The organism is Klebsiella sp. SYXHC3 (assembly GCF_057196925.1).
This window is the reverse complement of sequence record NZ_JBXUNG010000002.1, coordinates 1-13,603: the sequence shown is the minus strand read 5'-3', so window position 1 is coordinate 13,603 and position 13,603 is coordinate 1. Positions and strand designations below refer to the sequence as shown.

Sequence of the window (13,603 nt, the reverse complement as noted above, 5' to 3'; positions counted from 1 at the left end):
ATTAACGCCGCCAGCGACGCAGCAGGCGGCTACGCAATCCGGTATCAAAGCGCCAGATATGATCGAAGATGCGCATGATGCCGGGTTTGCCGTGTACCGACATCGCCACCGCGTGAAAACGGTGCTGATGTTTGTGCTGCAACTCCCCCACCTTATTGACCACCTCATCCGGCAACCGCTGGGCGATAAAATCGGAAATCACCACCGCATCGGCATCGACCCATTGCGGGCTTTGCAAACGTTCAACGATCGCGCGAAAACAGCTGGCCAGATCGGTGCCGCCGCGAAAACGCTGGCTTAAAAAACGGATCGCCTGTTCAAGCCCCTGCGGGCCGGTTAGCTCGTAGTGCACCACTTCGCTGGAGAACAGCATGATGTAGCAGCGACGGTTATCCGCCAGCGCGACGCGCATCAGCGCCAGACAAAAGGCTTTAGCGCATTGCTCGTTAAAGCCGCCCATCGAACCTGAGGTATCTACGCAGACAATAAATGGCCCCCGCGGCTGCTCATCAAAATCCTGCCGGGTTACCGGGCGTTCGGTTATTTTCTCCCGCCATGCGTCGCCATGCAGGCGATAGGTTAACAACTGTTTTTCCACCAGCTTACGGTAGAACTCGAACTCCAGTTCGGTGATGCCGAGCGTTGCCAACTCTGGCGGCAACAGACGTAGAATATCGTCGCTTTGCTGCAGGCCATCGACCTGCTCTGGTACCGTTGCCGGTTCACGAACCATCGCGCGGAAGGTCTCCATCGGCGCATCTTTCTTCGGCACCAGTTTGGCTTCCCGCGATCTGCCCAACTGCTCAGCAAGCTGCATCAGTTCCGGCTGTTGGCTGAGAAAATCGCCATAGCGCACGATCAGCTGATAATCGCCACGTTTAAGCTCGCCGGCGCTCATATCCCATAGGCGGCCGGCGGCGTTGTCGTTTTCCACCAGCACCGGCTCTAGCTGCCCGCTGAGCGTCATTCGTTCCTGCACCTCGCTGAGCAGCTGATCGCGCTCATCGTCTAATAGGTGCTGGTTGAGGGTGGTGGTCTGTACCACGAGGCTTAAGCGCCAGCGTTGTAAGAACAGAGTATGTAGCGCTGGGGTGAAGGTCGCGTTATCGTCCACCAGCTGCTGCGCCTGAGCGGCAAAGGGCGACTGTAGCTTATGCAGCTTGCCGAGGATCTGCGGCAGTTGCACAATAAATTGCGACGTTGAAAGCAGCTGAGCCTGCTGATAGATCTGCACTTCGGCGTCCAGTTCGGGAGGGATTTGCGTCTCTTTGAGCCGGGCGCGAACCGCTTCTCGCCAGCGCGGAATATCGGCGGCGATGATATTTTTCAGCCGCGGAAATTTTTCAAAGAACACCGCCAGTTGAGGAGAGGCCAGCAGCGCCAGCAGCATCTCCTCGATCATCCCTTCTTCGCTGACCGCCAGCATGACATTCAGCATGTCGAGCGTCATGGCTGGCGCGCCTGTTTAATTTGCGCGCCGACGTCCTGCAGGCTGGCTTCGATACGCCCCAGCCAGTCGCCGGGAATAAACAGGCATTTTTGCTGTTCGCTAAAGCGGTTATGTTGCTGGTGCCACTCGTCATCCAGCGCTTCCAGCTGCTGGCGGATCTCGGCTGGCATATTTTCCTGAGATTCGCTGCCTGGCAGCGACAGGCGTGAGCCTTGCAGGCTGACGTCGCGCACCACCAGGTGCTGGCTGGCATCGACATCCATCGTCAATGGCTGGGCAAAACCGATGCCGTTGAGCTTGCCGCGGATCTCGCCGCCTTTCTCCAGCCAGTTGACCAGCGCTACGCGTTCGAAGGCGATATGAATGACTTCGAGATCGTGCAATTTCAGCGGTTGCTGGAGAAGCAGCGTCAACGTCTCGCCTTCAATTCCGTCCGGCAGTTCATAATGCGGCTTACGGCTGAACATGCCGCCCACGCGCGTGACTTTAAGCGCGGTTTTATCGCTGTGCTGCTGCTGGATTTGAATACGGCGTTGGATGATAGCGCCCAGTTTAGTCAGCATCGCCTGCTGGCCCCAGGCATGGCTGGTCATCAGGGATTCCAACTGCTGCGACATCAGATTCATGCTTTCGATGTTATGCCACAGGCAATCTTTCAGCAGGATCAGGTCGATAGGCGCGATGGCGTCGCGGCCGCTAAAGAAGGCGCTGGCCTGCAGCAGACGGATGGCTTTTTTCCAGCGGCGATCGGAAACGTAAGGCGCATTAGGCAAGGCATCTAATTGCTGGCGCAGTTGGAAAACCAGCTCGAAGACATTGTCCGGCAACTTCACGGTACCAATGTCATGCTGCCACTGGGTGAACTCTTCGGTGCTGATTTGCAGGTTTTCGGGAACCGGATTGCTGTTTTCATCCTGTTGGCTCACCAGCATCGAGCGGAAGTTAGTTTTATCCTGCACTTTATCCAGCCACAGGCGGATCAGCATGCGGTCATATAAGGCTTCGAGGCTGTTATCCGCTTCGGGAAGTTCGTTCGACGCCGCAACCAGCAGGCGCATCGGGATTTTCTCTTCATGGGCGCCGTTGCGGAAGTGGCGTTCGTTGATGGCCGTCAGCAGGGTATTAAGGATAGCCGGGCCGGCTTTCCAGATTTCATCCAGGAAGACGATTTCCGCCTCTGGCAGATAGCCTGCCGTTAAACGCTCATAGCGCCCTTCATCTTTGAGCGCCTGAATAGACAGCGGGCCGAAAACTTCTTCCGGGGTGGAGAAGCGGGTCATCAGATATTCGAAAGCGCGCGCCTGCTTGAAAGCGAACTTAAGCCGGCGGGCGATCAGGCTTTTCGCGATGCCGGGTGGACCCAGCAGGAATACGCTCTCGCCGCTGAGCGCAGCCAGCAGGCACAGACGTATTGCGTGGCTGCGTTCAAAGAGTCCTTTTTCCAGGGCGGCGCTAAGTCGGGAAATTCTTTCTGCCAGTAAATGTGATTGAGCCATAATAGAGTTGCGTGCTTTGTCGTGTGTCGTTATTGCGTCGAGTATAGATGTTTGATTAGGGGTGGTAATAGCCTGAAGAATCGATTTATTTTCTTTGAGCTAAGTTAATATGGTGTCAGTTAGGGGTACGATTCAGCAAATAATCGTGCATACTGTGCGCTTTTTGTGGGCCAAGGGACTAGGCACACATTTGTTTTATAAACGAAAAGACTAGTCTATGAGCACTGATAATAAACAATCGTTGCCGGCAATAACGCTGGCGGCAATCGGCGTGGTTTACGGCGATATCGGTACCAGTCCACTGTATACTCTTCGCGAATGTCTGTCAGGCCAGTTTGGCTTTGGCGTTGAACGCGATGCGGTGTTTGGCTTTCTGTCGCTGATTTTCTGGCTGTTGATCTTTACCGTATCAATTAAATACATCACCTTCGTGATGCGGGCGGATAACGCCGGCGAGGGCGGGATCTTAACGCTGATGTCGCTGGCGGGGCGCAACACCTCGGCAAAGATGACCTCCGTGTTGGTGATCCTCGGCCTGATTGGCGGTAGCTTCTTCTATGGTGAAGTAGTAATAACCCCGGCAATATCGGTGATGTCGGCGATAGAGGGGTTGGAAATTATCGCCCCACAGCTGGATACCTGGATTGTCCCCATCTCCATTATTGTGCTGACCCTGCTATTTGCTATTCAAAAACACGGTACCGGGATGGTCGGCAAGCTGTTCGCGCCAATTATGCTGATCTGGTTCCTGTTGCTGGCGGTGCTTGGCGCGCGCAGTATCCTCGATAACCCGGAAGTTCTGCAGGCGCTGAACCCTTACTGGGCGGTACATTTCTTCCTGCAGTACAAAACGGTATCCTTTATTGCGCTTGGCGCGGTGGTGCTGTCGATTACCGGTGTGGAAGCGCTGTATGCCGATATGGGCCACTTCGGCAAACTACCGATTCGCGTGGCGTGGTTCTCGGTGGTGCTGCCATCACTGGTGCTTAACTATTTTGGCCAGGGCGCGCTGCTGCTGAAGCACCCGGAAGCCATTAAAAACCCGTTCTTCCTGCTGGCGCCGGAATGGGCGCTGATCCCGATGCTGATTATCGCGACCCTGGCGACGGTTATCGCCTCGCAGGCGGTGATTTCCGGGGTCTTCTCGCTGACTCGCCAGGCCGTGCGTCTGGGCTATCTGTCGCCAATGCGCATTATCCATACTTCGGAAATGGAGTCCGGGCAGATTTACATCCCGTTCATTAACTGGCTGCTGTACGTTTCTGTGGTCATCGTCATTGTCAGCTTCGAGCACTCTTCTAATCTGGCGGCGGCGTACGGTATTGCGGTAACGGGCACCATGGTGTTGACCTCCATTCTTTCGGCGACCGTGGCGCGCAAAAACTGGCACTGGAATAAGCTGTTTGTCGGCCTGATGCTGGTGGCCTTCCTGTGTATCGATATTCCGCTGTTCTCGGCGAACCTCGATAAAATCGTCTCCGGCGGCTGGTTGCCGTTATCGCTGGGCCTGGTGATGTTTACGGTGATGACCACCTGGAAGAGCGAGCGTTTCCGCCTGCTGCGCCGGATGCACGAGCATGGCAACTCGCTGGAAGCGATGATCTCCTCGCTGGAGAAATCGCCGCCGGTGCGCGTACCGGGTACCGCAGTCTATATGTCTCGCGCCCTGAACGTGATCCCTTTTGCTCTGCTGCATAACTTGAAACACAACAAGGTGCTGCATGAACGCGTGATCCTGCTGACTCTGCGTACCGAAGATGCCCCGTATGTGCATAACGTTCGCCGCGTGCAGATTGAGCAACTGTCGCCGTCGTTCTGGCGCGTCGTGGCAAGCTATGGCTGGCGTGAAACGCCGAACGTCGAAGAGGTGTTCCATCGCTGCGGCCTGGAAGGGTTGAGCTGCCGAATGATGGAAACGTCGTTCTTTATGTCCCATGAGTCGCTGATTATTGGCAAACGGCCATGGTATCTGCGCCTGCGTGGCAAGCTGTATCTGCTGCTGCAGCGTAACGCCCTGCGCGCGCCGGATCAGTTTGAAATCCCACCTAACCGGGTTATTGAGCTCGGTACGCAGGTGGAAATCTGATGTCGAAAAGCCCTTCAATAACGAAGGGCTTTTTTGTCTCTCACATCTTGATGTAACTTCTTGTCCCCGCGTTGCGAAACGTTTCGATGGCGATCACATTTCTCTCTTCTGCCGGTGGTTTTCTGTTCGCTGATTGACAATACTTAGGACAGCGAAACGTTTCGCTAGTGGAGCAAAAGAGACAAAATGAAAAAAGGCACTGTACTTAACGCTGATATTTCTTCCGTTATCTCCCGCCTCGGTCATACCGATACGCTGGTTGTTTGCGACGCCGGATTGCCGGTTCCCCGCAGCAGCGCGCGCATTGATATGGCGCTTACTCAGGGCGTACCTTCTTTTATGCAGGTTCTGGAAGTCGTAACGGCGGAAATGCAGGTTGAGGCGGCGGTCATCGCGGAAGAGATTAAAACCCATAATCCGCAACTCCACGCGACGTTGCTCAAGCATCTTGAGCAGCTGCAGCAGCACCAGGGAAATACGATTGAAATTCGTTACACCAGTCATGAGCAGTTCAAAAAACAAACCGCAGATAGTCAGGCGGTAATTCGCAGCGGGGAGTGTTCCCCGTATGCGAATATTATTCTTTGTGCCGGCGTCACTTTCTGAGGTCGCCGTCATGGAAGCTTTATTACAGCTGAAAGGGATCGATAAAGCGTTCCCTGGCGTCAAAGCGCTCTCCGGCGCGGCGCTGAATGTCTATGCCGGCCGGGTGATGGCGCTGGTAGGGGAAAATGGCGCCGGTAAATCTACAATGATGAAGGTACTGACCGGTATCTATACCCGTGATGCCGGTTCTTTGCTGTGGTTAGGTAAAGAAACGACCTTTAACGGCCCAAAATCCTCACAGGAAGCCGGTATCGGCATCATTCACCAGGAACTCAACCTGATCCCGCAATTAACGATTGCCGAGAACATCTTCCTCGGCCGCGAGTTCGTTAACCGCTTTGGCAAAATCGACTGGAAAAAGATGTATGCCGAAGCGGACAAGCTGCTGGCGAAGCTGAATTTACGCTTTAACAGCCAGAGGCTGGTGGGCGATCTGTCGATTGGCGATCAGCAAATGGTGGAAATCGCTAAAGTGCTGAGCTTCGAATCGAAGGTCATCATTATGGATGAGCCTACCGATGCCCTGACCGATACCGAGACCGAATCGCTGTTCCGCGTCATCCGCGAATTGAAGTCGCAGGGGCGCGGCATTGTCTATATCTCTCACCGCATGAAAGAGATCTTCGAAATCTGCGATGACGTCACCGTATTTCGCGACGGGCAATTTATTGCCGAGCGCGAAGTGGCTTCGCTGGATGAGGATCGACTGATCGAGATGATGGTTGGCCGTAAGCTGGAAGATCAATATCCGCATCTCGATAAGGCGCCGGGCGCGGTACGTCTGAAGGTCGATAATCTCTGCGGCTCCGGTGTGGAAAACGTGACGTTTACCCTGAGTCAGGGCGAAATCCTCGGCGTCGCCGGGCTGATGGGCGCCGGGCGTACTGAACTGATGAAGGTGCTGTACGGCGCGCTGCCGCGTAGCAGCGGTTCCGTGACGCTGGATGGCCATGAAGTCGTCACCCGTTCGCCGCAGGATGGCCTGGCGAACGGCATTGTCTATATCTCCGAAGACCGTAAGCGTGATGGCCTGGTGCTCGGAATGTCGGTCAAAGAAAACATGTCATTGACCGCGCTACGCTACTTCAGCCGGGCGGGCGGCAGCCTTAAGCATAAAGATGAACAGCAGGCGGTTAGTGATTTCATTCGGCTGTTTAATGTGAAGACGCCTTCAATGGAGCAGGCAATCGGCCTGCTTTCCGGCGGTAACCAGCAAAAAGTCGCTATCGCTCGCGGGCTGATGACCCGGCCGAAAGTGCTGATCCTCGATGAACCGACCCGTGGCGTCGACGTTGGGGCGAAGAAAGAGATCTACCAGCTGATTAACCAGTTTAAAGCCGATGGCCTGAGCATCATTCTCGTCTCTTCGGAGATGCCGGAAGTGCTGGGCATGAGCGATCGCATCATTGTGATGCATGAAGGGCATCTCGGCGGTGAATTCACACGCGAGCAGGCCACCCAGGAAGTATTGATGGCTGCCGCTGTGGGCAAGCTTAACCGTGTGAATCAGGAGTAAAAAAGATGACTACCCAGGCTGTTACTGGTCGCCGCTATTTCACTAAAGCGTGGCTGATGGAGCAAAAATCGCTGATCGCCCTGCTGGTGCTGATCGCGATCGTTTCGACCATGAGCCCCAACTTTTTTACCGTCAATAACCTGTTCAATATTCTGCAGCAGACTTCCGTTAACGCCATCATGGCGGTCGGGATGACGCTGGTCATTCTGACATCGGGGATCGATCTGTCCGTCGGTTCTCTGCTGGCGTTGACCGGCGCCGTCGCGGCGTCTATCGTCGGTATCGAAGTGAATGCGCTGGTGGCCGTTGCCGCCGCGCTGGCGCTCGGTGCGGCTATTGGCGCGGTGACCGGGGTGATTGTCGCGAAAGGGCGCGTGCAGGCGTTTATCGCCACTTTGGTAATGATGCTGCTGCTGCGCGGCGTGACGATGGTTTACACCAACGGCAGCCCGATCAACACCGGCTTTAGCGATAACGCCGATCTGTTCGGCTGGTTCGGTATCGGACGCCCGCTGGGGATCCCGACGCCGGTATGGATTATGGCGATTGTCTTCCTGGCGGCCTGGTACATGCTGCACCATACTCGCCTGGGTCGTTATATTTATGCCCTGGGAGGTAATGAAGCGGCGACGCGGCTTTCCGGCATCAGCGTAAATAGAGTGAAAATCATCGTCTATGCGTTATGCGGAATGTTGGCTTCACTGGCCGGGATCATCGAAGTGGCGCGTCTTTCCTCTGCGCAGCCGACGGCGGGGACGGGCTATGAATTAGATGCGATCGCAGCGGTCGTACTTGGCGGCACTAGCCTGGCCGGTGGTAAAGGTCGTATCGTCGGCACGCTGATTGGCGCGCTGATCCTTGGCTTCCTGAACAATGGTCTGAACCTTTTAGGCGTTTCTTCCTATTACCAGATGATCGTCAAAGCGGTGGTGATTTTGCTGGCGGTACTGGTAGATAACAAAAAGCAGTAACTGAGAACTCTACAGGACATCTTAACTATGAATATGAAAAAACTGGCGACCCTGGTCTCTGCTGTTGCTCTAAGCGCGACCGTTAGCGCAAACGCGATGGCGAAAGATACCATCGCACTGGTTATCTCTACCCTGAATAATCCGTTCTTCGTTTCTCTGAAAGACGGCGCGCAGAAAGAAGCCGATAAGCTGGGTTACAACCTGGTGGTGCTGGATTCTCAGAATAACCCGGCAAAAGAGCTGGCGAACGTACAAGACTTAACGGTGCGTGGCGCCAAGCTGCTGCTGATTAACCCAACCGACTCCGATGCTGTCGGCAATGCGGTGAAGATGGCGAACCAGGCTAAAATCCCGGTCATTACCCTTGACCGCCAGGCTTCTAAAGGTGATGTGGTGAGCCATATTGCTTCCGATAACGTGCTGGGCGGTAAAATGGCCGGCGACTATATTGCGAAGAAAGTTGGCGAAAGCGCGAAAGTGATTGAGCTGCAAGGTATTGCTGGTACCTCTGCGGCGCGCGAGCGTGGCGAAGGTTTCAAACAGGCCGTGGCGGCGCATAAGTTCAACGTACTGGCCAGCCAACCCGCTGACTTCGACCGTACTAAAGGTCTGAACGTGATGCAGAACCTGCTGACGGCGCATCCTGACGTGCAGGCGGTGTTTGCGCAGAACGACGAAATGGCGCTGGGCGCGCTGCGTGCGCTGCAGACTGCAGGAAAATCTGATGTGATGGTGGTTGGATTTGACGGTACTCCGGATGGCGAAAAAGCAGTAAATAGTGGCAAACTGGCAGCGACTATCGCCCAGTTGCCGGAGCAGATCGGCGTTAAAGGCGTCGAAACCGCTGATAAAGTGCTGAAGGGCGAAAAAGTGGATGCCAGCTATCCGGTTGAGCTGAAACTGGTCATTAAGCAGTAAAATGCGATTCGGGCCGGCAACGGCCCGAGGGACAACATAAAAAGAAAAGCAGGGCATGCGCCACCGGAGTCCGGTGGCGCGCTTTCCCGGGAATAAAGATGATGAAAACCGCAGGCAAACTTGTCGTCCTTGGCAGCATCAATGCCGATCACATTCTTAACCTTGAATCCTTCCCTACTCCAGGTGAGACCGTCACCGGAAACCACTATCAGGTCGCGTTCGGCGGTAAAGGCGCTAACCAGGCGGTGGCTGCCGGGCGTAGCGGCGCGGATATTGCCTTCATCGCCTGTACCGGCGATGACGATATTGGCGAACGCGTCCGCCGCCAGCTGGAGAGCGATAATATCGACGTGGCCCCGGTGCGTGCCGTTGCTGGCGAATCTACCGGCGTCGCGTTAATTTTCGTTAACGCGGAAGGTGAGAATGTCATCGGTATTCATGCCGGCGCTAATGCAGCGCTATCGGTTTCTCAGGTAGAGGCGGAGAAAGAACGTATCGCCAACGCGCAGGCATTGTTAATGCAGCTGGAGTCGCCGCTGGAGAGCGTGATGGCTGCCGCGAAAATCGCTCATGAGCATCAGACGACGGTGGTACTCAATCCCGCACCGGCGCGTGAACTTTCGGATGAGCTATTGGCGCTGGTGGATGTTATTACGCCGAATGAAACCGAAGCGGAAAAGCTGACCGGTATTCGCGTTGAGAGCGACGACGATGCCGCGAAAGCCGCCAGTGCGCTTCATGCGAAGGGAATTGGTACGGTGATGATTACTCTCGGCAGCCGCGGCGTTTGGTTAAGCTGCGAGGGCGAAAGCCGCCGGGTTCCAGGATTTAAAGTTCAGGCCATCGATACGATTGCCGCTGGCGACACTTTTAATGGCGCATTTGTCACCGCGCTGCTGGAAGGCCGTGAAGTGTCAGACGCCATCCGTTTTGCCCATGCCGCCGCCGCGATTGCCGTCACCCGTAAGGGGGCGCAACCGTCTGTGCCGTGGCGCAAAGAGATCGACGAATTCTTGCGTCAACAGGGGTAATGCTTGGCTACCATGAAGGATGTGGCCCGCGTCGCGGGCGTTTCCACCTCGACCGTTTCTCACGTCATTAATAAAGACCGCTTTGTCAGCGAGGCGATTACCGCCAAAGTTGATGCGGCGATCAAAAGTCTTAACTACGCGCCTTCGGCGCTGGCGCGCAGCCTCAAGTTAAATCAGACGCGAACCATCGGCATGCTGATCACCGCCAGTACTAACCCGTTTTATTCGGAGCTGGTGCGCGGCGTGGAACGCAGCTGTTTCGAGCGCGGCTACAGCCTGGTGCTATGTAATACCGAAGGCGATGAGCAGCGGATGAATCGCAATCTGGAAACGCTGATGCAAAAACGCGTCGATGGTCTGCTGCTGCTGTGCACCGAAACGCATCAACCTTCCCAGGAGATCATGCAGCGTTATCCGTCGGTGCCGACGGTGATGATGGATTGGGCGCCGTTCGACGGCGACAGCGATCTCATTCAGGATAATTCGTTGCTCGGTGGCGATATGGCGACCCAATATCTGATCGATCGCGGTCATACCCGTATTGCCTGCATTGCCGGGCCGCTGGATAAAACGCCGTCGCGACTGCGGCTGGAGGGCTATCATGCGGCGATGGCGCGCGCCGGGCTGGATGTCGCCGAAGGTTATGTCATTACCAGCGATTTTGAATTTGGCGGCGGTTTTACTGCGATGCAGCAACTGCTGGCGTTAACGCCACGGCCGCAGGCGGTCTTTGTCGGTAATGATGCGATGGCGGTCGGCGCGTATCAGGCGCTGTATCAGTCCGGCTTGCGTATTCCGCAGGATATGGCGCTGGTGGGGTATGACGATATTGAACTGGCGCGCTATATGACCCCGCCGCTCACCACCATTCATCAACCTAAAGATGAACTGGGAGAGCTCGCTATCGATGTGCTGATTCACCGCATGGCGGATCCCGGGCAAAAACAGCAGCGCGTGCAGCTCACTCCAGAGCTGGTGATTCGCGGTTCAGCTTAGTGCTTGTGCCGCTCCGTTATCAGGTTGCGGCCATCTTTGGCTCTGAGCAGCATAAACATCAACGCTGACACCACGGTGATCGCACCCATCGTGATAAAGGTATAGTGGAATTGTTCGATGGTACTGGCGTTATCAAACCCTTCATAAAAACGCAGAACCGCCGCGCTGATGGCTACGCCAAGGCTAATCGACAGCTGCTGGGTTACCGCGAGCAGGCTGTTGCCGCTACTGGCATTGTCATCGGTTAAATCAGCAAGCGTAATGGTGTTCATCGAGGTGAACTGCGTGGACATCGCCATCCCCAGTACAAATAGCGGCAGTAGTAGCAGCCACAGCGGCATTCCCGGCGACTGCAGCGCAAACTGCGCGATCATCAAACCAATAAAGATGGTGACTCCCACCAACGTTTTGCGATAACCAAACCAGCGCAGGATCTGCGTGACGGTCGACTTGGCGATTATCGAGCCGATGGCCGTCGGCGCAATCATGCAGCCGGCGATAATGGCCGGGTAGCCGAAACCGACTTGTAGCATCAGCGGCATCAGGAACGGCACGCAGCCGGTACCTAACCGTGTCGCCAGGTTACCGGCGATCCCGACAGAGAAGGTATGGGTCTTAAAGAGAGAGAGCGAAATCAGCGGCGTGGGATGGCGACGAGCATGCCGAATATAGGCCAGCATGAGCACGACGCTCAGGGCGATGACGGCCAGCGCTATCCAGCTGGCGACGATTTTCTCGCCAAAGAGCTCAATACCGCTGGAGAACAGCACCAGGCTTAAACCAAAAAGCACAAAACCGCTGGTGTCGAAACGACGGCGGGGCGTGGTGAAGTCCGGCATATATTTGCGGGCGTAGAGAATGCCGATGATGCCAATCGGGATGTTAATCAAGAAAATCCAGTGCCAACTGGCCCAGGTGACTAACACGCCGCCGAGTACAGGGCCGAGGATGGGGCCGACCAGTCCGGGCATGGTAACGAAGTTGAGTACCGGCAGCAGTTCGCTACGCGGATAGGCGCGTAACAGCGCCAGGCGCGCAACCGGCATCATCATTGCGCCGCCGATCCCCTGGATGACGCGGAAGACAACCAATTCGGGAAGCGAAGTGGAAAGCGCGCAGGCGAGGGAGCCCAGGGTAAACAGGCTAACGGCAACGATAAAGACCTTGCGGGTGCCAAAGCGATCGGCCAACCAGCCGCTCACTGGAATCAGCATCGCTACCGTCAGGGTGTAGCTGATAATGGCGGATTGCATCGCCAGCGGGGAGTGACCAAGGCTATGCGCAATCGCGGGAAGCGCGGTATTAAGAATAGTGGCGTCCAGCGCCTGCATAAAGAAAGCCATGGCCGCAATCCACGGCAGTCCGGCCATACTCAGCCCTTTCTTCCCGGTCATGCCATTTCCTTCTTTATTTACCTGTGTGGTTTGGGGTGTTCAATAATGTCTGGCAGGCAAGCTGCGCGCGTGGACCGTCGCTTTCCTGAATGGCGTCAACAATAGCCTGGTGTAGATCGAGTTTAACGACTTCATTTTGCGTAATCGAGGTGAAATAAGTCTGATATACCGAATGGAATAACGACGCGAAAGAGGTGAGAAACGGGTTGCCGCTCATCGCATAAATATGTTCATGCCAGGCCATATCGACTTCAATCCAGCGTTCGCGGATAAAATGTCTTTTCAGCTCGATCATTTCTTCCATTAGCGTATTGAGCTGCGCTTTCTGCTCGGAGGTGCCGTTTATCGCCGCCAGAAAACAGGCCTGAGGCTCCAGGCTGCTGCGCATCACCAGAAAATGGCTAACCACCTCGGCAAAATTATCTTCCGTCAGCCACCAGGCAAGCAGCTCTTTATCCAGAAAGTTCCAGCTGCTGCGTGCCAGAACGCGAGTTCCGATACGCGGGCGCGGAAGCAGCATGCCTTTAGCTGCCAGCGTTTTTACCGCTTCTCGTACTGCCGTCCGGCTCACGCCAAACTGTTCGCCCAGTTCCATTTCACCAGGAAGAATGCTCTCTGGCGGATATTCGCCGGTGAGAATTTTTTGGGCGATCTTCTCCGCGATGACCCAGGAGATGTTTTTTTGTGCCGCCAGCTGCTGTGCGCTTATAGACATAAATGCCGTTCCTTTCTCTTTTCTACTTCATCAGTATGCCACCTGGCGGCTTGTTTCGGTGGTTAAAACAGCAAAAGGGCGATTTTTTACGGTTTTGACACCGCCTTTGGTGAAAAAAGAGACGGTTGAAAAGTTTTTTGAAAACAGGGCTTGTCAACGTCTCAGAACTCCCTATAATGCGCCTCCACTGACACGGAACAACGGCAAGCAAGCCGCCGGGTCAGCAGGGTTTCAGCGGTAAATAACAACGCTGAAAACCGACAGAGAAAAGTGAAAATAAACGCTTGACTCTGAATGAGGAAAACGTAATATACGTGACCTCGCAACGGTGAGCTGAAAGCCGCGTTGCAACTGCTCTTTAACAATTTATCAGACAATCTGTGTGGGCACTCAAAGTGACATGGATTCTTAACGTCCTCGGACG

11 protein-coding genes are annotated in these 13,603 nt (G+C 55.2%); 7 read left to right on the top strand and 4 right to left on the bottom strand.

The genetic code is table 11. The annotated features are described in order from the left end of the window. Position 1: 1 nt before the first annotated feature. Together viaA and ravA are read right to left on the bottom strand one after the other, a co-directional pair. Positions 2-1,450 (bottom strand): ATPase RavA stimulator ViaA, encoded by a 1,449-nt coding sequence (gene viaA, locus AC2CGP_RS07060; RefSeq protein ID WP_015703920.1) that lies wholly within the window; start codon positions 1,448-1,450, stop codon positions 2-4. Next, on the bottom strand, positions 1,447-2,946 hold the full coding sequence (ravA, locus tag AC2CGP_RS07055; protein ID WP_047036362.1) for an ATPase RavA: 1,500 nt from the start codon (positions 2,944-2,946) through the stop codon (positions 1,447-1,449). The genes viaA and ravA overlap by 4 nt, the downstream gene beginning before the upstream one ends. 217 nt (positions 2,947-3,163) lie before the next feature. On the opposite strand from ravA, the gene kup reads away from it, so the two are divergent. The 7 genes from kup to rbsR all read left to right on the top strand — a co-directional run bounded on the left by kup (position 3,164) and on the right by rbsR (position 11,070). Further along, positions 3,164-5,032, top strand: a complete 1,869-nt coding sequence (gene kup / locus AC2CGP_RS07050) for a low affinity potassium transporter Kup (protein WP_015368994.1) — start codon at positions 3,164-3,166, stop codon at positions 5,030-5,032. A gap of 186 nt (positions 5,033-5,218) precedes the next feature. Next, positions 5,219-5,638, top strand: a complete 420-nt coding sequence (gene rbsD, locus AC2CGP_RS07045) for a D-ribose pyranase (RefSeq protein ID WP_063443854.1) — start codon at positions 5,219-5,221, stop codon at positions 5,636-5,638. 10 nt (positions 5,639-5,648) lie between these two features. After that, positions 5,649-7,154: a ribose ABC transporter ATP-binding protein RbsA gene (gene rbsA, locus AC2CGP_RS07040; protein WP_213759947.1), complete on the top strand. Its 1,506-nt coding sequence runs from the start codon at positions 5,649-5,651 to the stop codon at positions 7,152-7,154. Between the two features lie 5 nt (positions 7,155-7,159). After that, positions 7,160-8,125, top strand: a complete 966-nt coding sequence (gene rbsC, locus AC2CGP_RS07035; protein ID WP_015368991.1) for a ribose ABC transporter permease — start codon at positions 7,160-7,162, stop codon at positions 8,123-8,125. Positions 8,126-8,152: 27 nt separating this feature from the next. Further along, entirely contained in the window at positions 8,153-9,043 is an 891-nt protein-coding gene (rbsB, locus tag AC2CGP_RS07030) for a ribose ABC transporter substrate-binding protein RbsB (RefSeq protein WP_015368990.1), read from the top strand. Positions 9,044-9,141: 98 nt separating this feature from the next. Next, positions 9,142-10,074, top strand: a complete 933-nt coding sequence (gene rbsK, locus AC2CGP_RS07025; protein WP_162198570.1) for a ribokinase — start codon at positions 9,142-9,144, stop codon at positions 10,072-10,074. A gap of 3 nt (positions 10,075-10,077) precedes the next feature. Continuing rightward, on the top strand, positions 10,078-11,070 hold the full coding sequence (gene rbsR / locus AC2CGP_RS07020; protein WP_072206472.1) for a ribose operon transcriptional repressor RbsR: 993 nt from the start codon (positions 10,078-10,080) through the stop codon (positions 11,068-11,070). On the opposite strand, the gene mdtD is transcribed toward rbsR, so the two are convergent. Together mdtD and AC2CGP_RS07010 are read right to left on the bottom strand one after the other, a co-directional pair. Beyond that, entirely contained in the window at positions 11,067-12,464 is a 1,398-nt protein-coding gene (gene mdtD / locus AC2CGP_RS07015; protein WP_015368987.1) for a multidrug transporter subunit MdtD, read from the bottom strand. The two genes, rbsR and mdtD, sit on opposite strands and share 4 nt — an antisense overlap. Before the next feature lie 13 nt (positions 12,465-12,477). Further along, entirely contained in the window at positions 12,478-13,179 is a 702-nt protein-coding gene (locus tag AC2CGP_RS07010) for a FadR/GntR family transcriptional regulator (protein WP_015368986.1), read from the bottom strand. Positions 13,180-13,603 lie beyond the last annotated feature (424 nt).